We start from the raw sequence: 19,280 nt of genomic DNA, 5'->3' as shown, positions 1-19,280 counted from the left end.
CCGTTAGTTGCGTTACACGAACATTATAGCGATAGCTCGATGATCAGCCACCCCAAGCCCTCGCACGCCGTACCGCGTCGTGGCGTCTTGCCTGCCGGCGCGACTCTTCCGCGCCTTGTGCGGCGCGTTCGTAGGCCGACACCGCGAATGCAAATACCGCCGGCAACGCGTTGGAGTGTCCGAAGTCGACGGCCTCGTCGGTTTCTGGCCAGGCGAGGTCGCCCGGCCGCTGAAAGAGGCCAAGCATCAAGGCGTCGTGGCGGCTGGCAAAGCCGAGATCCGCGAGGGCTTCGGCCTCGATGGCATGCAGCAGGCGCCACGTTAGCGGCACCTGCCGCGCGATATAACGCTGCGCGATGTTGCGAACGATGTGTTCGAGGTCGCGTGCGGCGGCCTGAAAGCGCAAGGCCGCCAGAGCGGGCTCACGCGGTAGTTCGGTTGGGAGGGACATCGACGGCTCCAGTCGGACTTTCACTGTATAAATATACAGTAGTCGGACCGATCGCGCAGCCTCGTCCGTTCGGTCAGCGCCAGCCGTGAGGCGGGCCGTCAGCCGTGAATCACCACCAGCAGCGCGCGTGCTTCACCCTTGCCGGCGTTGCGGATCGCATGCGCCTGATCGGCAATGTAGCGCGCCGTGTCCGCGGCCTTCAGACGCTGCGTCGCGCCGGCCGCCTCCACCTCGATGCTTCCCTGCAGCACAGTGAGATGCTCGCGCGTGCCGGGTTCGTGCGCGGCCGAAACCAGCGCCCCGCCGGGCTTGAGCGTTAGCTCATACCATTCGAAGTGGCCGGCCAGCTCAATGGGTCCCCACACGCGCAACTGGTAACCCGCGTCGTGGCCGTGCAGCGTTGGGATGTCGTGCGGCCCGGCCACCGCGATCGCCTCGGGCGCCTTCGGGGCGGCGAACAGCGAATCGAGTTTGACGCCCAGCGCGTTCGTGAGCCGCCATGCCACGGCAATGGTCGGGTTCGCCTTGTCGCGCTCGATTTCCGATAGCATGGATTTTGAGACGCCCGCGGCGCGCGAGAGGTCGTCGAGCGTCATCTTGCGCTCGGTGCGCAGCCGCTGGATCTGCTCGCCCACGCGCGGCGGCGCGATGGCCGGCATGGCGGAAGCAGGTAGTACGTGAGTTGCGGCCGACGCAGGGGCGTCAGGAACGGCGCCCGCCGGGGCGGATCGCGGTTTGCGGGTGCTTGCCATTCACGGCCTCATCGATTAGAGTGCGTTCGACATATCGAACTCGGGTTCGAAATAAAGGAAATTTTCGCCAACGGCTGACGGCGACTATAGCAAACTGCAGACAAACCGCAGGCCTGTCGCAGCAAAACTGCGGCAGGCCGCAGCGATGTGAGGAGCACGATTCATGCGTACCCCGTATCTCGACCACTTGCGCGCGACGCTCGACCAGATTCGCGCCGATGGCTTCTACAAGAACGAGCGCGTGATCGCCACGCCGCAGTCGGCCGACATCCGGCTCGCAGACGGCAGCGACGTGCTCAACTTCTGCGCAAACAACTACCTCGGCCTCGCCAACGACGCGCGTCTCATCGCCGCCGCAAAGGACGGGCTCGAGCGCGATGGTTTCGGCATGGCGTCGGTGCGTTTCATCTGCGGCACGCAAAGCGTGCACAAGCAGCTCGAAAGCGCGCTCGCCACGTTTTTGCAAACCGAAGACTGCATTCTCTATTCCAGCTGTTTCGACGCGAACGGCGGTCTCTTCGAAACGCTGCTCGGCGAAGAAGACGCCATCATCAGCGACGAACTCAATCACGCAAGCATCATCGACGGCGTGCGCCTTTCAAAGGCGCGCCGCTATCGCTACAAGAACAACGATCTTTCGGATCTCGAAGCAAAGCTGAAAGAAGCGGACGAAGCCGGCGCGCGCTACAAGCTCATCGCCACCGACGGCGTGTTTTCGATGGACGGCATCATCGCCGACCTCAAGGGCATCTGCGATCTCGCGGACCGCTACGACGCGCTCGTGATGGTCGACGACTCGCACGCGGTCGGCTTCATCGGCGAGCATGGGCGCGGCACGCCGGAGCACTGCGGCGTCCTGCAGCGCGTGGACATCATCACCGGCACACTCGGCAAGGCGCTGGGTGGCGCGTCGGGTGGCTATATCGCGGCGAAGCAGGAAGTCGTCGACTTGCTGCGCCAGCGCTCGCGCCCCTATCTTTTCTCGAACACGCTGACGCCGAGCATCGCGGCCGCCACGCTTGCGGTGCTCGAGTTGATTGAGAGCGACGAGGGCGCACAACTGCGCCGCCAGGTACGCGAGAACGGCGCACAGTTCCGTCGCGAAATGAGCGCGCTCGGCTTCACGCTCGTGCCCGGCGAGCACCCGATCATTCCGGTGATGCTGGGCGACGCCCAGGTCGCCTCGAAAATGGCCGACGCGCTGCTGCACGAGGGCGTCTACGTCATCGGCTTTTCGTATCCCGTCGTGCCGAAGGGCCGCGCGCGCATTCGCACGCAGATGAGCGCCGCGCACACGTCCGCACAGATCGGCCGCGCCGTCGAGGCGTTTGCGCGGGTCGGGCGGCAGCTCGGCGTGATTTAACAAGGATTGCGAATCAAATGAAAGTACTCGCCAAACTCGAACGCGCGCCCGGACTCACGCTCACGCGCGTGAAGAAGCCCGAAGTCGGCCACAACGACGTGATGATCAAGATCCGCAAGACCGCGATCTGTGGCACGGACATCCACATCTGGAAATGGGACGACTGGGCGCAGAAGACCATTCCGGTACCGATGCACGTGGGCCACGAATACGTGGGCGAGATCGTCGAAATGGGCCAGGAGGTGCGCGGCTTCCAGATTGGCGATCGCGTATCGGGCGAAGGGCATATCACCTGCGGCTTTTGCCGCAATTGCCGCGCGGGGCGGCGTCACCTGTGCCGCAACACCACGGGCGTCGGCGTGAACCGCGAAGGCGCGTTCGCCGAATACCTCGTGATTCCGGCCTTCAACGCGTTCAAGATTCCGCCCGAGATCTCCGACGATCTCGCCGCGATCTTCGATCCGTTCGGCAATGCCACGCACACGGCGCTTTCGTTCAACCTCGTGGGCGAGGACGTGCTGATTACGGGCGCGGGGCCGATCGGCATCATGGCGGTGGCGATCGCGAAGCACGTGGGGGCGCGCAACGTCGTCATCACGGACGTCAACGACTACCGGCTCGAGCTTGCGCGCAGGATGGGCGCAACGCGCGCCGTGAACGTTTCGCGCGAGTCGCTGCGCGACGTGATGAACGAACTGCACATGGCCGAAGGCTTCGACGTGGGCCTCGAAATGTCGGGCGTGCCGAGCGCGTTTACGGCGTTGCTCGAGTCGATGAACCACGGCGGCAAGGTGGCGCTGCTCGGCATTCCGCCCGCGCAAACCGCCATCGACTGGAATCAGGTCATCTTCAAGGGGCTGGAAATCAAGGGCATTTACGGCCGCGAGATGTTCGAGACCTGGTACAAGATGGTCGCGATGCTGCAGAGCGGGCTCGATCTCTCGCCCATCATCACGCACCGCTTCGGGGTGGACGACTACGAGAAGGGCTTTGCGGCCATGCTCTCGGGCGAGAGCGGCAAGGTGATTCTCGACTGGACCACGGCCTGAACGCGAATCGATTTGGTGAAGCTGTTACGGCGCTCCGCCCGGCGCCGGCTGTTCGAATTCGGCCTCGATGCGCACGTCGATCTCGTCGCCCACGGCGGGATACCAGCTCGTCAACCCGAACGCCGAGCGCTTGAAATGGCCCGATGCGGTGAAGCCTAACGTAGGCTGCTTCGTGAGCGGATTCGGCGCGTAGCCGTTCAAGGTGACGTCGAGCGTGACCGGTTGCGTTACGCCGCGTATCGTGAGATTACCGGTGAGCGTGCCGCGCCCTTCGCCCGTGCGCTCGAAGTGCGTGCTCGTGAAGCGGATCTGCGCATAGCGTGCTACATCGAGCATCTGCGGTCCTTTGACCATGGTGTCGAGCGCACTGACATTGGTGTCGAGGCTCGTGGCGTCGATGGTTGCGTCGACCGCGGCCGCTTCGAGGCCGCCTGCCTGCCAGTCGAGCGTCGCCTGCGCGCGGTCGAAGCGCATGACGAAGCGCGTGTAGTGGAAGTGATCGACGTCGAACACGACGCTCCAGTGATGCGCATCCATCACGTAGTGTCCCGCCGGCACGTCGGCTTCCGTGCGGCTCACGCTGTGCGTGACCACGCGCAGCGGCGTACACGCGGCGAGACTCGCTGCGCAGAGCGCCACGCAGAAGGCGCGGCGCGAGCCGCGAACGAGGGGCGCAAGCGATACCAGCTGCCGGTCTTTCATCTCATCTCCCTTTGACTCGTCGACACCCGTAAGGACGTTTGGCGACGTGCGTTTCTTCCATCCGGTTCGCGAAGCATAACGCGACGGGGCCGGATCGCGGCGACCCGCGCAGTTTCTCGTCCAGGTCACGCGCACATTGCGCGCCGCGCGAAACTCGGGTCTCATACGCCGATTGGAGTCCGAACGAGCGGAGAGCCGACTATGCCAGCCACGAACCACGCCGTGCGTTTTCACGCCACGCTCGTGCGCGACGTCGACGCGATGACGGCCGCCACGGCGCGCGCGTTCGGGCGTCACACGCACGACCAGTACGGCATTGGCGTGATCGATCGCGGCGGCCATGTCTCGCTCAGCGATGCGGGCCAGGTCGAGGCCGTGCCGGGCGACCTCATCCTCGTCAATCCGGGCGAGGTGCACGACGGCCGCCCGCTCGACGCCGCCGGGCGCACGTGGCGCATGTTGTATTTCGAGCCGCGCTGGGTCGACGCGCTGCAAGCCGACATCACGCAAGGTGAGGACGCCACTTTTGCGCTCCACGCGCCGGTGATCAGCGAGCCGCGTTTGCGCGCGCTGTTCGATGCGGCTTTCACTCATGTCACCGACCCAGGCCATGACCTCTCGCAGATGGCCTTCGACGCCGCCGCGCTCGAGATGATGACCCGGCTCGTCGAGGCGCTCGGCCACCGGCGCGTGCTCGCGCAGTGCTCACCGGCGTCGCTCGCGCGCGTGCGCGACATGATCGACACCGACCCGGCCCAACCGTTCTTACTCGCCGAACTCGCGCAGGCGGCGGGGCTGAGCCGCTTCCAGCTCCATCGCGGCTTTTTGCGTGCGTTCGGTGTCGCGCCGCACGGCTACATCCTGCATCGCCGCGTGGCGCTCGCGCGGCGCCTGCTCAAGGCGGGCCATGCCCCGGCGCAGACCGCGCTGGCCGCCGGTTTTTGCGACCAGAGCCACTTGAACCGCGCGTTCGCGCGGCAGTTCGGCGTATCGCCGGGGCGTTACCGGCTTGCGCGCGGCATGAGTCGCACGCGCATCATCCGCTGACGCACAACGATCCAAGACGGCGCGCCGTCGTGAGCCTATACAGGCGTATCACCACGAGGAGCGCTCCATGTCGAACCGATTGCCGTCGCGCGAAAACGCGCGGCGCTTGACCCTCTCCCCCCGATCCGTCGCGCAGGCGCAATTGACGGCGGCCATGCTCACCGTGGGCAGCACGGTCATTGCGAGCAAGGCCATCGGCGCCGGGCTCGATCCGCTGCCGGCCACCGCGCTGCGCTTCGGGATGGCGTTGCCGGTCTTTCTGCTGCTCATGCGTCTGACCGGTACGGCGTTTCCGCGTCCCGGCCTGCGCGACGCGCTGTTGCTCGTCTCACAGGCTGCGATCGGCAGCGTCGGATATACGGTCTTGCTGATCGCGGGCACGCAGCGTACTTCGGCGAGCGATGCCGGCATCATCCTCGGCACGCTACCGGCGGTCTGCGCGTTGACGGCGGCGCTGGTGCTCGGAGAGCGGCTGCGCGCAAGGACGCTCGTTTCGGTGACGATCGCGAGCCTCGGCGTGGCGATGATCACACTCGCGCCCGGCGAGCATCGCGATGGCGCTCGCTCGCTCACGGGCGACGCGATGATCCTTGGCGCCGTCGTGTGCGAAAGCCTGTTCGTCCTGCTGAACAAACGGCTGTCGCAACCGTGGCCGCCCCTTGCGCAGGCGAGCGCGATGACGGGCATCGGCTTCGTCGTAGCGGGCTTGTGCGCGCTGCCCGGCTGGTTTGGCGCGGCTCACACCGTGCAGTTGAACGCCTTGCTCGGCGTGGCGTATTACGCGCTCGTGCCGACGGTGGCCGGATTCTGGCTCTGGTATGCGGGCGCGGCGCGCGTGCCGGGCGGCGAGGCCGCAGTCTTTACCGCGGTGGCGCCGGTGTCGAGCGTGGCGCTGGCCACGGTGCTGCTCGGCGAGCCGCTTACGCTCACGCGCGTGCTCGGCCTCACGCTGGTCGTGGTCGCCGTGTTCGCGGTCTCAGGACGCGGGCTGTGGGATCGCGTTAGGGCGCAGCGCAGCGCGCGCGACAGCAAAGTGTCTTGACTTGGGAGAATGATCGTTCTACATTGCGGACTGGGAGAACGATCATTCTCCCGCTGATCTTCGCAATCCCGCCGCAATCGCGCCCAACGAGACTAGCCATGAGCCCGCCCGCCGTAACGAACACCGAAGCGAACGCAGACGCGCCGCAGGCCGATGCGCGCGAGCGCCTGCTCGAAGCCGCTGAGGCGCTGATCTACGCGGGCGGCATTCACGCAACGGGCGTCGATGCGATCGTTCGCGCGGCGGGGGCGGCGCGCAAGAGCTTCTACACGTATTTCGAATCGAAGGACGCGCTCGTCGCGGCTGCGCTTTCGCGGCGCGACGAGCGCTGGATGCGCTGGTTCGTCGCCGGCACGCTCGCGCGTGGACGCACGCCGCAGGCACGTCTTGTCGGCATGTTCGACGTATTGCGCGAGTGGTTCACGTCCGAAGGCTTTCACGGTTGCGCGTTTCTCAACGCCGCCGGCGAGATCGCGTCGCCTGCCGACCCCGTGCGCGTGGTCGCGCGCGAACACAAGGAGCGTCTGCTCGACTTCGTGCGCGAACAGAGCGAGGCGTGGGCCGCGATCGTCGGCGTCGATCGCCGGATCGCTGCCCGTCTCGCGCGGCAATGGCTGATCCTGATCGATGGCGCGATCGGCGTCGCGCTCGTCAGCGGCGACGCCGATGCGGCGCTCGACGCACGCGCGGCAGGCCGATCGTTGCTCGACGCCCTCGCACCGAAAAGCGGTTCCGATTCCCCAAGCCAATCCCAAAACCGATCCCCATCGCGCGCACCGCTACGGCGCGCCGCCCAACGCAAGGAGCAAGACCATGAGTGATTCGCCCGAAGTGCGTCCGCCGCTGCCGCCGTTCACGCGCGAGAGCGCCATACAGAAAGTGCGCGCAGCGGAAGACGGCTGGAACACGCGCGACCCGCAACGCGTTTCGCTTGCATACACGCCGCAAAGCGTGTGGCGCAATCGCGCCGAGTTCGTGACGGGCCGCGGGGCCATCGTCGAACTTCTCACGCGCAAGTGGGCGCGCGAACTCGACTATCGCCTGATCAAGGAGCTATGGGCGTACACGGACAATCGCATCGCGGTGCGATTCGCCTATGAGTGGCACGACGATTCGGGCAGCTGGTTCCGCTCGTATGGCAACGAAAACTGGGAATTCGACGCGAACGGCCTGATGGCGCGCCGTCACGCATCGATCAACGACCTGCCGATCCGCGAGGCGGATCGTCTCTATCACTGGCCGCTCGGGCGCCGTCCCGACGATCATCCGGGCCTCTCCGACCTCGGCCTCTGACGCTTCGCTTTCATCGGGACGACTCGCTACGCTGGCACCATGCCGGCGGCGAGCGAGTTGCCCGATCCGAGCCTCGACTCCATTGCGCACGCTTCGGGTTGCGGTACAGTTCGTCATTCACCGCGAACCAGCAATCAGAAAACTGACGATCCTCAAGCGGATCGGCGCAAGAAAGGACGGAGAGCCCATGCGGTTTTGGCACAAGCAAGGTGACGCAGCAACGATAACGACAACGGCAGCGACAAAACTGGCGAGGAAAACGAAACGCGGCGCGGCTGCCGCCCTGTCGCTCCTGCCGGTGCTGTTGTTCGGCACGGCGCAGCCGGCGCACGCGGCGAACTGGTGTAGTTCGGGCCTGTGGGTCGATGCGATGGTGGGCTCGTACCACATCCATCCCGACAAGGACTTCGAACAATTCAATCCGGGCCTCGGCATCGAATGCTGGCCCGGCGACACGTGGGCCCTTACGGCAGGCGGTTTTCGCAACTCGTTGCGCCGGCCCTCTTATTATGGCGGCGCAGTGTGGGCGCCGGAGTTTCTGCACTGGGGCTTCGTGCGGCTCGCGGCGATGGGCGGCATCATCTCCGGCTACAACTATGGCAATTGGGGCCTCGGCCACGACCATACGATCGGGCCCGTGGTCGCGCCTATCGTGATGGTCGCGTACAAGCGCGTGGGCGTGAACTTCATCGTCATTCCGCCGATACCGTCTGACGATCTGCCGTTTACCATCGGGTTTCAGTTGCGGTTCAAGTTCTAGGGTCCAACGTCCTCCCGCAAACTCTCACCTTTGCTGCTCACCTGACGCCTTTGCCATATTGGCGTCAGTGACGTGCCACGGCCCGACCCTAAGATACGAGCCTTCGCTTCACAGACGCGCGACGTGACGCGCTATCCAGTCAGAGGGAAAGAATGAAGAAGTTCACACGCATGCTGATCGCTGCAGGCGCGCTGGCAATGAGCGCTGGCGCTACGGCCGCCGCGGCCGCTGAGCCCACCTGGTTGCCCGCAACGGCGGCTGCAAGCCTGCAGAATGCGAGTACGATCGTCGAAGGCGCGAATGGGCCGAACGTGAAGTCGACGCTTTATGTCTTTATGGACCCAAACTGTATTTACTGTCACTTAGTGTGGAAAGCACTGCAACCGTATGAAGCGGTCGGCCTGCAGGTGCATTGGATTCCTATGGGCTTTCTGAAGCCCGATTCGGCGGGCAAGGCGGCTGCGCTGCTGGAGGCGAAAGACGGCGCCGCGCTGCTCAAAGAACTGGAAACGCATTACTCGGAGAAGGACGAATCGGGCGGCATCGCTCCGCTCGCGCACATCTCCGCCGCCGACAAGAACAAGCTCGACGACAACATCAAGCTCTTTCAGGACCTCGGTTTCGACGGTACGCCTACGCTTGTTTATCAAGGCTCGGGCGGACGCTGGGCCAATGTCAGCGGCTTGCCGAAGCTGGACGACTTGCCGGGCATGCTGAATCTGCCGGCGCAACCGATCACCGATGCCGAGTTGCAGAAGTATCGTTGAGCGCGCGCGGCGGTGAGTCATTCACCGCATCGTGAGTTCACCGATACAACGATAGGTGAGGAGTTCCAGGAGTCGAATGTCGTGCGCTCCTCCCGAAAAGCCTCACCTTTGTTCTCGCAGCCCAGGTTTCAGAACTTGTAATCGGGATTCTTCGGATCGAATGCTTCGTCGTCGAAGGACTTCGGCGTGATGCTGTCGATGACGATTTTCTCGAACATCTGTCCGTCGTCGCCATAGGCTTCGACGGTGCGGAAATACGGATGCCGCAGGTCCAGCCCCAGCGTCTGCTTCTTCGCGTAGAACTGCGGCTTGCCGCTCGGCGAAACGTAGGTCAGCGCCACCACACGCACGCCGTCTATCGTTTTCACCTCGACTTGCGGCTTGTAGGACGCGCCCACTTCGACGTACTTCTTCGCGTCGGTCATGAACTGGCTCACGATGAATTCGGTGCCGAGATCCGTGATCTTGTGATTCGATTGCGAGCGCGCGAGCGTGCCGTCGAGTGCGGTCCACATCGGCATCACGCCGAGCAGGCCGCCCAGGTGTCCGTACATTTCGTCGCTGCGCTTCGAGGCGTCGTAGATCACCTCCTCGCCCGAATGATCGCCGTCAGGCAGCCATTTCGCGTAGATGCGCAGCGGCTCGTGCTCGAGCTTCACTAGCATGTGCGCGGGCTTCGCGGGCCACTTGCCGTTCAGGCGCTCCCAGCGCGACAGCACGAATTCGTATGAGGGATAGCCCGCCGGGCCGAGCTTGATGAGCGTGGGCACGACGAGCGGATCGAACGCCTCGAAGAGCGCGGTCAGTTGCGCATCGTCCATCTTCGTGAGCGTGTCGTTCTTCTGTGCGCGCTGCAGCCAGCGCACCTGTTGATCGACGCTCAGTTTCGCGACTTCGGCGGCGGACGTTGCGCTTTGCGATGCGTCGCTTGTTTGCGCGCCGTTGCCTTGCGCGAATGCCGTGCTACTGGCGAGCGCAAGCGCCGCACACGCGATGAACGTCCGCGCTTTCTGAATTTTCATTTCCTGTCTCCCTTGATGAATGCTTGCGGCCCGCGCGTTCGCACGCGGGCCGACGCATTTTTCGGCTTCGCGATTTCCTCTTCACGCAGCGCACGCCGTGTGGCGAGGCCGGCTAAGTCACAGACGGATTGCCCAACACGCCCGGTGCCGGCGAACCGATGTCCGTGCGCGACTCATCCGCCTCGATCGCGCGCTCGTGGCTCGCGTGCACTGTGCCCGAGAGCGCGGAGAGCAGCCAGTCGTAGGTCGTGGACGGCGCGGTGACGGGCAGCATATGGCCGCCGCTCATCACCTTGAGCGTCACCTGGCTCGTGAGGCGGCTGAGCGCCTCGCCGTGTCGGGTCCAGTCGAGCACGACGTCGTCACGGCCAAACAGAACATCAGCGGGAACGCTCAGTTCTGCGTAGCGTTGTTCCATCTGCACGAGATCATCGGCGTCTTCAATCGCGACGAGATCGGCGGAGGCGTTGTAGAAGCCGCTGGGCCGCAAGCTCAGGAGTCCGCCGCCGCGTGTGCGGAAATCGCCCGGTACGGCCTCGGGCGCGAACACCTGCTTGAGGACCGCGGAACTGGTCGCGAGGCCGATGGGCGTAGCGAACGTGCACGCCACGAAGCGGCGCACGGCGTTCGAGCGCAGCACGAGCGCGCGAAAGGCCTTGGGCACCTCGGTCTGCACGTGCGTGAGCGGCGCGATCAGCGCGAGCCGCGAAACGGCGTGCGGATGATCGAGCGCTACGGCCAGCGCGATCGCGCCGCCGAGCGAATGCCCGACGAGCACCGGCGATTCGAGACCCAGCGCTTCGATGAAGCGCGCGACCGTGCGCGCCTGCGCGCGGATGGTCGCCGATGCGTGCGGCCCGCGTGTGGAGTAGCCGGAACCCGGGCGATCGATGAGTATCACGCGATGTTCTCGCGCGAGCGCCTGCATGGGCAGCCACGCGAAGTTGCGCATTTGTCCGCTCAGGCCGTGAATGAACACGATGGGCGGCCCACTGCCGAACTCGACGTAATGAATCCGGTCGCCGTCGATGTCGACCAATTGACCGTCCATCGGCACGGCGGCTTCGATGCGGCGCGTGGCGCGTCGCGTGAATGCGGCGAGCGCGGCGAGTGCAGCGCCGGCTGCAACGACCGCGGCAGGCAGGGCAAGTGGGTTCACTGGCGGTCCTCTGGGGGCAGGTTGGGTTCGAAGCCTTGTGCGCGTGACGAAGCGCAAGTGGCAAAACGCGTGAAGCGCGCCGCGATCTGCCGCGCCTCGCTCACCACCGCCCAATGCGGCGCGGCGATAATCTCGCGCTGATGTTGTCCAAGCCAGCGCTCGATGCCTTCGGACATGGCCGGCGTCACATAGCGGTCGAAACGCGGCACGATGAACTGTACCGGAATACGCGTGCTGCGCTCGCGCGGGCGCCGCGCACAGGCAAGAAAATTCGCGCGATAGAGTTGCAGCCCGTTGAGCGCGTTGCGCAACTGCCGGGGATCAGGCTCGACGCGCACGCGCTCGGTCTTGCGCAGCCACCACGGCCACAACGCCGCGCCGCCAAGCCGCCAGGCGAGTTCGGGCACGAGCGGCAGATGAAAGAACGCGATGTACCACGACTTCAGCAACTGCGCCGGGACGCGCGGCTTGAGAAAAACATGGTCGAGACACGGGCCGGATATCGAGGTGTACGAAGCAATGCGCGAAGCGTTCGCCGGATCGGTCACGGCCTCCCAGCACTGGATCGATCCCCAGTCGTGCGCCAGCAGATGAAACGGCTGCGCGCCGCAGGTGGCATTGGCGACTGCAAACAGATCGCGCGCGAGTTGCGCGAGCGCGTAGCCAGACTGCGCACGCGGCGCTTCGGAGGCCCCCATGCCGCGCACGTCGTAGGCGATCACGCGAAAGCGCGTCTCCAGTTCGCTGCGCAGCGCGCTCCAGATGCGCGCCGAGTCCGGGTAGCCGTGCACGAGCACGACGGGCGGCGCATCGTTGGGCCCGCTGACGTAGGCCGCGAGGCGCACGTCGTCGGACTGGACGAACACGGGTTCGGGCGCGCCGCGCATGACGTGGCTCACACCGCGCGCGGCGTCGCCGCCGGATGCAGCGGCACACGGCGCGGGGCGGCGCGCGAGGCGTACTGCGCGTTGGTCTCGTCGATCTGTGCAACGAGGCCGTCGATGCGCGCGAGATGCTGCCGGTTGTCGTGATCCCACGGATGAAAGCCGGGCTTGAAAAAGCGCAGCCATTCGAGCGCGATGCCGGGAAACACGCCGTGACGCGGCCCGTAGAGAAACTTCACGAGCTTCCATGTGCCGCGCACCTTGCCTTGGCGTCGGCGGTGCGCGCGCAAAAGCGCCAGATGATAGTCGAACACGATGAGCCAGAAGAGAACCGTGGTGGCGAGCATCGTACCGGTTCGCATGAAATAGCGCTTGACGCCTGGCTCGATCACGAGATTCCAGACATCGAACGAGACCGACTTGTGCTCGGTTTCCTCCAGCGCGTGCCAGAGCCACATCTGCTTGTAGCCCGCCACCGAGCCTTCGATGCGCGTGCCCGTATCGGCGAGCAGCAGGTCGGCGAGCATGGCCGTGTAGTGTTCGAGCGCCACGGTTTGCGCGAGTTGCAGCGAAGGCGGCAACACCTTGCGCGCGAAGTTGAGGATGGCCCACAACCGCTTGTCGAGCTTGTGCGCAGGCAAGCCCGCCGCCTGCAGCAAGTCGTTGTATTCGACATGTTCGCGCGTGTGCATCGCTTCCTGGCCGATGAAGCCCATGACCTGCTTCTTGAGTTCGGGGTCCTCGATGCGGTCGCGATAGTGCCGCACCGAATCCATGAAGAAGCGCTCGCCCGCGGGAAAAAGCAGCGAAAGCGCGTTGAAGAAGTGGGTGACCGGCACGCCCTGGACGTGCCAGTCACAGGCCCTTTCGGGCGGTAATGCGAAGCGGATGTCGCGCCGTATCGGCATCATGTTATGGCTCCCTGTTGTGTGCCTGCTGTTATTCATTGCGTGGCGGCGGACCCGCGCGCGGCGCGGCGGCGCGCCTTCGTGGCTTCGCGCCGCGCGCTCATCACGACCAGCGCCTGGTACGCGGCGGGCAACGTGCGCGCGAGCCAGTCGGCTGCGCGCGCGTCGCGGCCAATCAGCACGCGCCGCGCGTTGCGCCTCACGCCGTTGAGGATGATGCGGGCAGCGTCGTCGGCAGTGGTGATGAAGAACTTCTCGAAGTCGTCTTTGCCTTGCTGCTCGCTCGCCACCATAAAGCCGACCATGTTGTGCGCCACGCGGCTCGATTGCGCGATGTTCGTGCGAATCCCGCCCGGATGCACGCAGGTCGCGGACACGCCGCAGCGCATCATGTCGAGTTCCTGGCGCAGCGCTTCGGTAAAGCCGCGCACGGCATATTTGGTCGCGTTGTAGCCGCTCATGCCTGGTTGTGCGAAAAGACCGAACACGCTCGACGTATTGACGATGTGTCCGTCGCCGCTCGCCTTCAGATGCGGCAGAAATGCCTTCGTGCCATGCACGACGCCCCAGAAGTTGATATTCACGATCCACTCGAGGTCGCTGTACGCCATGCCTTCGATGGTGCTCGACAGCGCGACGCCCGCGTTGTTGAAGACGAGGTTGATGCCGCCGTGCGTGGCAACTGTTTCGTCGGCCCACGCGAATACGGCGTCGCGCTCGCTCACGTCGAGCGCGCGCGTGCTCACGCGTACTGAAGGGGCAAGCGCGCCCACGATGCGAGCGGTCTCCTCGAGCGCCGGGGCGTTCCGGTCGGCGAGCGCGAGATGGCAGCCGGCGCCGGCAAGCTGGAGCGCGAGCGCGCGGCCCATGCCCGAGCCCGCTCCGGTGATGGCGGCGACCTTGTTGTCAAAGCGTTTCATGGGCGGCTCCGGGTGGGACGATTGCGCCTGTTCAGGCGGCCTCGGTGGGTTGCGTGGCCACGGCGAGCGGCGCTTCGTGCTGTGCGGCATGCGGCGCGCGATAGACCTGGTAATCGGCGAGGGAGAAGTGCGCGGTGGCGCGGCGAAAGCGCCAGGTGAAACCGGGCCACAGTGTCGTGTTCCTGCCGTTGCGCGGGTCGAGGTACCAGCTCTTGCAGCCGCCCACCGACCAGATCGCGCGGCCAAGCTTGTTCTGGATGCGCTCGTTGTAGCGCGCTTCCACATAGGGCCGCACATCGATCGAATCGGCGCCGTCGCGCTTCATGGCGGCGAGCGCGCCAAGCACATACTCGATCTGCGATTCGATCATGAACACCATCGAGTTGTGGCCGAGGCCGGTGTTCGGGCCGACCAGCATGAAAAAGTTCGGATAACCAGGCAGACTCGTGCCGAGGTAGGCATGTGCGCCGTTGCGCCAGGTCTCGACGATATCGATGCCGCCGCGGCCCACGATCGTGCCCGGCGGGAATGGATCGGCCACCTGAAAGCCGGTGCCGTAGATCAGGCAATCGACCTCGTGATGCACGCCGTCGGCGGTAACGACGCCGGTGCGGTCCACGCGCACGATCGCGTTCGTCACCACCTGCACGTTCTTGCGTGAGAGCGCCGGATAGTAGTCGTTCGATATGAGCACGCGCTTGCAGCCGATCGTGTAGTCGGGCGTCACGGCCGCGCGCAGTTCAGGATCGGGCACCTGGTGGCGGATATGGCGCAACGCCAGCTTCTGCACGTTCTTCATGAGCGCGGGATGCACCGCGAAGCCGAGCACGCGCGTTTCGAGCATCCAGTAAAGGCCCGCGCGAGCGAGCGCCTGCGTGATGGGCAGCGTGCGGAACAGCCATTGTTCGAAGCCCGAAATGGCGCGGTCGGGCTTGGGCATGATCCACGGCGGCGTGCGCTGGAAGAGCGAGAGTTGCGCCACGCGCGGCGCGATCTGCGGCACGAACTGAATAGCGCTTGCCCCCGTGCCGATCACGGCGACGCGCTTGCCTTCGAGCGCATAGTCGTGGTCCCAGTGCTGCGAGTGGAAGGCCTTGCCTTCGAAGGTGTCGAGTCCCGCAATCGCCGGCAACGCGGGGCGCGAAAGGCCGCCCATGCCCGAAATCAGCACGCGCGCGGTGAGGCGCCGGCCATTGGCGAACGCAAGGCGCCAGCAGTGCGCGGCTTCGTCCCATGTCGCGTTCGTGAGTTCGTGCCCGAAGTTGAGCCACGGGAAAAGCCGGAAGCGATCGACGCAGCGATTCAGATAGGCGCGAATCTCGGGCTGCGGCGCGAACATGCGGGTCCAGCGCGGATTGGGTGCGAACGAAAACGAGTACACGTGCGATTGCACGTCGCAGGCGCAACCGGGGTAATGGTTGTCGCGCCAGGTGCCGCCCACGGAGTCAGCCTTCTCGAACACCGCGAAGTCCTGGTTGCCGCTTTGCAGCAGGCGGATCGCCATGCCCAGGCCGGCAAAACCAGTGCCGATGATGGCGATGTCGATCGCGTCGCCGGTACGGGCGGGTGCGTTCATCCGGAGCGTCTCCCTGTTGTCGATCCATCTATGACTGTGACATTGATGGATGTAAACATAGTGCGATCGACGCCAATGCGCAAGGGGCTAGATTCAGCGCTCTAACACATCAACAACAGTAGGGGCGCAAGGGGACGCCAGCGCGTGAAAGGCCGCCTGGCGGGGCCTTTCACGCGCTCGGGGAAGCAGAAACGAGGAGAGACGACGCGCGCGTTTAACGCTTCTTGAGCGCGGTTTTCTTCGCGGGGCGAGCCGGTTTTGCGGCAGCCGGCGCGCGCGCGGCGCTCTTGCGAGGCGCGGCTTTGGGCGCGCGCTGCTTCGCGGCGCTGGCAGGCGCGGAAGCGGGCGAAGGCGCGGCCTCGCTTGCACGCTCGCGGCCGAGCGTCTTGTCGAGGATCGTCGCGACCCGGCCGCCGAGGTAGTCGCTCGACTGCGCTTCGAGCGCGCGCAGGATCTCGTGCTCGACGAACACCGTGGAAAGCGGGCGCAGCCGCCAGATCGCGTCGACGAGCGCGGGCATGTCCGTGGCGGGCGGCAGCGCGCCCTGATCGTAGCGATCCAGATGGCGCACGACCATTTCCACCAGCACGCGCGCGATGGCGTCGAAATGCGGACGCGTTTCTTCGAGCACGTCGAGCAGTTCGCGTGCGGGAATGCCCTCGCGCACGGTGGCGGCCGCGGCGTCGAGCATGCCCGGATTGCGCGAGACGAACGACAGTCCCTGGCGTTCGAGCAGCCCGAGGTCCGCGAGACGCGAAAGACTGCTCGGCGCCTGCGGCCCGAACAGCTTGATGAGCTGCGGCAGCGAATACGTTTTTGGCCGCGCGTGCGACCACGGACCGCCGATCGCATTCTCCAGGCCGAGGATCGAGCGCAGGTCGCCGCCGTCGTCGATCGCCAGGATGAGATCCTGAATGTTGGCGAGCGTGTAGCCGCGCGCCAGCAGGTGGTTGATCAGCTTGAGCCGCGCAACGTGCGAATCGTTATAAATGCCGACGCGCCCGCGCTTCTCGGGCGGCATGAGCAGGTCGCGGTCCTGATAGGCGCGCACGTTGCGCACCGTCGTGCCCGCCACGCGAGCGAGTTCGTCGACGGTGTATTCGCTGTCGGTAACACGCTCGGGCGCGGAATCGGTCACGGGGGCTTTGGGCGTTTTCGGCATGCCGCGATTTTAGCGCGAGCGGCCCCGCCCACGCGAGCGCACGGGAGGGTGCATGCTCTGGCGCGGGCGTTCTCGCCCTTACGCGCATGCGCCTCCTCGCCGTTGCGCCGGCACGACGCGCCCTTAGAAGCGGTAAGAAAGCGCGAGGAACGAGATGATCGGATCGGCCTTGAGGTCGGCCCGGCTCACGCCGAGCTCGCTGCCGTCCGCTGCCTTGACGATCACCGAGGACGTCGTCTTCAGCGGAATATAGGTGACCGACGCAACGATCCCCAGATGCTTCGTGACGTTGTAGGTGGCCCCGAGATTGAAAACCGGCGACCACGACGACGACGCCTTCGCGCTGATCTGCGTTTGCCCCGACTTGCCGGCGCCGGCCGCGAGCACGGAGCCGAGATCGTCCTGGGTGGCCTTCACGAAGTTCGGGTTGAGCTGGATGTCCGAGAACCAGTTGTACGACACGCCGATGCCGAGGAACGGGCGGAATTTTGCATCGGCGTCGCGAAAGTAATACTGGAAGATCAGCGCCGGGCTCCATTGGCGCACGCTGCCGACGATGGGGTTCGTCGCCGGATCGCTGAGATTCTGGCTACCGAGCGCGCCCGCCGGGCCTGGCGGCTTGATCGTGCCGTGACCATAGAGCTTGAACGTGGGCGGCACGCCCGCCACCGAGGTAAGCGCGATATGGTCCGTGAAGAAGTGGCTGATGACGAGGCCGACCGTATCCGCATTCGATGCCGAAAGCCCCGTGCCCGCCGAAGTGAACGAACTGGGCAGCCGCAGCGGCGTGTTGATCGGCACGGGCGCGACGTCCGTGGTGAGCGGCGTGCTCGAATGCTGCGTCGTGACGTGAAACCAGCCGAGTGCGACGACGTTGTCGCCGGCGTGCTGTGCATACGCACTCGCCGTCAGCCCGGCGGTCAGCGCCGCCACTGCAATGCGTTTCATCATGTCCCTCCCAGGAACGGGTGCGCCTTACCCGCGCGCGGGACGGCTCGATGCATGCTTCGGGATGTCCGGCATGCGTCGTCCGCCTTTGCTGCGCGCGCCTTTGTGGCCCGGCCGCCGCCGCATTGCGCGACGGCCGGGAGTGGCCACCTCGTGAATGGCGCGGTTTGCCGCGCCGGTTATTGTTCGATACGTTACTTCGTCATCCTTACTGAACGAACGCGCCAGCCGTGAAGTACGGGTCCGACGGCGTCGTCATGTCGAGGTAGCCGAACACGCCGCCCGTGAAGATCATCTTGCCGGTGGGTGTCGAGCCGGTGGAGGCGCCCACATGCGTGGTCGTCACCGTGCCCGGTACGGTCTGGGTGAAGTTCAGATCGAGGGCAGTGGCGAGCGCGGCCTGCGAGGCGTTGAACGGATCGAGCAGCGTGGCCTGCGTGCCTTCCAGCGCGAGCGTGCGATAGTCGAACTGGCTGTCCACGCCGATGTATTCGCCGTTCTGCGAGCCCTGCGCGATAGCCGTTTGCGGCGCGAGCACGGAGATGCCCGATTCGTCGTCGGCCACCGGGCCCGTGGCGCCGCTTTGCGGATCGACGCCAACCTGCGGATACGCCACGCCGGTGCGGACGAGCACGGGCACGAGCTGGCCGCGCAACTTGCCGACGATCATGAAGCCCTTGCCGGCCGGCTCCGTGGTGACGAGCGTCGGCTTCACCTGCCCCTGGAAGTGATCGGTTTCGAACGCGCCGCTGCCATCGGCCGACTGCGCGAAATTCGTGCCGGGCTGCTGGCATTTGCCGGCGTTCACGCCCGTGTTGTCGCATTCGGTCCAGGTGCCGTTGGCGTTGATCGTGATCTTTGCGTCGACCGCTGCGGGCTGGAAATTTTGCGAAGGCACCTGGTGATAGCCGAGCTGGCTGTACGTGCCGGCGACATTCGCGAGATTCGTTTCGATCGCGGAGAAGCCGATGAACGGGTAGTACGGGAACGTCGTGTCCGGCACGACGCCAATACCGCCGGAGCCCTTGTACGCGATCTCGGCGCCCGGAATCGTGCCGCCGGCCACGCCTTCGCCGATGAAGACGCGCGCCGGGCGGTTGGGGTCGAGACTCGCGCCATTCAGGCGGAACGCGCACTGGTTGAGCTTCGCCGTGGGCAGCCCGGTTTCCGCCGTCAGCGTGCCGGTGGCGACCTGGCCTTTGCGCGTGGGCGTCACGGTGCCGGTGGTCTGCGGGATCGGCGACTCGACATAAGTGATCTGCCAGGTCATTTTGGCCGTGTCGAGCTGCAGCTTGACGAGTTCGCCGTCGCCGCCGCCGCCGGTGTACACCGTGTTGTAATCGAGCGAGGTGGGGCAAAGCGCTGCTTCCACGAGCGGAGGGCTACTGCTGCTGCCGTTGCCGCCACCGCATGCACTGAGCGCTGCGATCGTCGGTGCGGCAATCGAGAGCGCCGCAAAAAGTTTCCATTTCATA

General features: G+C 65.5%; 20 protein-coding genes. 8 read left to right on the top strand and 12 right to left on the bottom strand.

What is annotated here, in order from left to right:
* Positions 1-43 precede the first annotated feature (43 nt).
* Both BFD71_RS01760 and BFD71_RS01755 read right to left on the bottom strand, forming a co-directional pair.
* Entirely contained in the window at positions 44-451 is a 408-nt protein-coding gene (locus BFD71_RS01760; RefSeq protein ID WP_069261548.1) for a DUF2471 family protein, read from the bottom strand.
* Positions 452-549: 98 nt separating this feature from the next.
* A complete protein-coding gene (locus BFD71_RS01755) occupies positions 550-1,203 on the bottom strand; it encodes a helix-turn-helix domain-containing protein (protein ID WP_069261547.1) in 654 nt (217 codons plus the stop codon).
* A gap of 163 nt (positions 1,204-1,366) precedes the next feature.
* On the opposite strand from BFD71_RS01755, the gene BFD71_RS01750 reads away from it, so the two are divergent.
* Together BFD71_RS01750 and tdh are read left to right on the top strand one after the other, a co-directional pair.
* Positions 1,367-2,566: a glycine C-acetyltransferase gene (locus tag BFD71_RS01750; RefSeq protein WP_069261546.1), complete on the top strand. Its 1,200-nt coding sequence runs from the start codon at positions 1,367-1,369 to the stop codon at positions 2,564-2,566.
* A 17-nt stretch (positions 2,567-2,583) separates the two neighbouring features.
* A complete protein-coding gene (tdh, locus tag BFD71_RS01745) occupies positions 2,584-3,615 on the top strand; it encodes an L-threonine 3-dehydrogenase (protein ID WP_069261545.1) in 1,032 nt (343 codons plus the stop codon).
* A gap of 24 nt (positions 3,616-3,639) precedes the next feature.
* Here the strand turns inward: tdh and BFD71_RS01740 are convergent, their stop codons facing one another.
* Entirely contained in the window at positions 3,640-4,317 is a 678-nt protein-coding gene (locus tag BFD71_RS01740; RefSeq protein WP_069261544.1) for a YceI family protein, read from the bottom strand.
* Positions 4,318-4,518: 201 nt separating this feature from the next.
* Between BFD71_RS01740 and BFD71_RS01735 the strand changes: the two genes are divergently transcribed.
* The 6 genes from BFD71_RS01735 (at position 4,519) to BFD71_RS01710 (ending at position 9,226) form a co-directional block, all read left to right on the top strand.
* Positions 4,519-5,364: an AraC family transcriptional regulator gene (locus BFD71_RS01735; RefSeq protein ID WP_069261543.1), complete on the top strand. Its 846-nt coding sequence runs from the start codon at positions 4,519-4,521 to the stop codon at positions 5,362-5,364.
* Between the two features lie 67 nt (positions 5,365-5,431).
* Positions 5,432-6,406 (top strand): DMT family transporter, encoded by a 975-nt coding sequence (locus tag BFD71_RS01730; RefSeq protein ID WP_083244992.1) that lies wholly within the window; start codon positions 5,432-5,434, stop codon positions 6,404-6,406.
* A 98-nt stretch (positions 6,407-6,504) separates the two neighbouring features.
* A complete protein-coding gene (locus BFD71_RS01725; protein WP_069261542.1) occupies positions 6,505-7,227 on the top strand; it encodes a TetR/AcrR family transcriptional regulator in 723 nt (240 codons plus the stop codon).
* Entirely contained in the window at positions 7,220-7,699 is a 480-nt protein-coding gene (locus tag BFD71_RS01720) for a nuclear transport factor 2 family protein (RefSeq protein ID WP_069261541.1), read from the top strand. The genes BFD71_RS01725 and BFD71_RS01720 overlap by 8 nt, the downstream gene beginning before the upstream one ends.
* A gap of 187 nt (positions 7,700-7,886) precedes the next feature.
* On the top strand, positions 7,887-8,459 hold the full coding sequence (locus BFD71_RS01715) for a hypothetical protein (protein ID WP_141710541.1): 573 nt from the start codon (positions 7,887-7,889) through the stop codon (positions 8,457-8,459).
* 152 nt (positions 8,460-8,611) lie between these two features.
* Entirely contained in the window at positions 8,612-9,226 is a 615-nt protein-coding gene (locus BFD71_RS01710) for a thioredoxin fold domain-containing protein (protein WP_069261540.1), read from the top strand.
* Positions 9,227-9,354: 128 nt separating this feature from the next.
* Here BFD71_RS01710 and BFD71_RS01705 read toward each other — a convergent pair whose 3' ends face one another.
* The 9 genes from BFD71_RS01705 to BFD71_RS01665 form a co-directional block, all read right to left on the bottom strand.
* Positions 9,355-10,248, bottom strand: coding sequence for a DUF1571 domain-containing protein (locus BFD71_RS01705; RefSeq protein WP_069261539.1), 894 nt, complete (start codon positions 10,246-10,248; stop codon positions 9,355-9,357).
* 112 nt (positions 10,249-10,360) lie between these two features.
* Positions 10,361-11,407, bottom strand: coding sequence for an alpha/beta fold hydrolase (locus BFD71_RS01700; protein ID WP_256094450.1), 1,047 nt, complete (start codon positions 11,405-11,407; stop codon positions 10,361-10,363).
* The gene (locus tag BFD71_RS01695) at positions 11,404-12,294 is read right to left on the bottom strand and encodes an alpha/beta fold hydrolase (RefSeq protein ID WP_069261538.1); all 891 of its coding nucleotides are present in this window, start codon (positions 12,292-12,294) and stop codon (positions 11,404-11,406) included. Before BFD71_RS01695 ends, BFD71_RS01700 begins: the two co-directional genes overlap by 4 nt.
* 8 nt (positions 12,295-12,302) lie before the next feature.
* Complete coding sequence (locus tag BFD71_RS01690) at positions 12,303-13,202, bottom strand: metal-dependent hydrolase (protein ID WP_069261537.1); 900 nt, start codon at positions 13,200-13,202, stop codon at positions 12,303-12,305.
* A 32-nt stretch (positions 13,203-13,234) separates the two neighbouring features.
* Entirely contained in the window at positions 13,235-14,119 is an 885-nt protein-coding gene (locus BFD71_RS01685; RefSeq protein ID WP_069261536.1) for an SDR family NAD(P)-dependent oxidoreductase, read from the bottom strand.
* Positions 14,120-14,150: 31 nt separating this feature from the next.
* Positions 14,151-15,695, bottom strand: a complete 1,545-nt coding sequence (locus BFD71_RS01680) for a flavin-containing monooxygenase (protein WP_069261535.1) — start codon at positions 15,693-15,695, stop codon at positions 14,151-14,153.
* A gap of 214 nt (positions 15,696-15,909) precedes the next feature.
* Positions 15,910-16,857: a MerR family transcriptional regulator gene (locus tag BFD71_RS01675; protein ID WP_083244991.1), complete on the bottom strand. Its 948-nt coding sequence runs from the start codon at positions 16,855-16,857 to the stop codon at positions 15,910-15,912.
* Between the two features lie 123 nt (positions 16,858-16,980).
* On the bottom strand, positions 16,981-17,805 hold the full coding sequence (locus tag BFD71_RS01670) for an OmpW/AlkL family protein (RefSeq protein WP_141710540.1): 825 nt from the start codon (positions 17,803-17,805) through the stop codon (positions 16,981-16,983).
* A 208-nt stretch (positions 17,806-18,013) separates the two neighbouring features.
* Positions 18,014-19,279, bottom strand: coding sequence for a DUF2957 domain-containing protein (locus tag BFD71_RS01665; RefSeq protein ID WP_069261533.1), 1,266 nt, complete (start codon positions 19,277-19,279; stop codon positions 18,014-18,016).
* Position 19,280 lies beyond the last annotated feature (1 nt).

The organism is Paraburkholderia nodosa, from assembly GCF_001718195.1.
In the GTDB taxonomy this organism is placed as follows: Bacteria; Pseudomonadota; Gammaproteobacteria; order Burkholderiales; family Burkholderiaceae; genus Paraburkholderia; species Paraburkholderia nodosa_A.
This window is presented reverse-complemented; position numbering and strand designations above follow the sequence as displayed.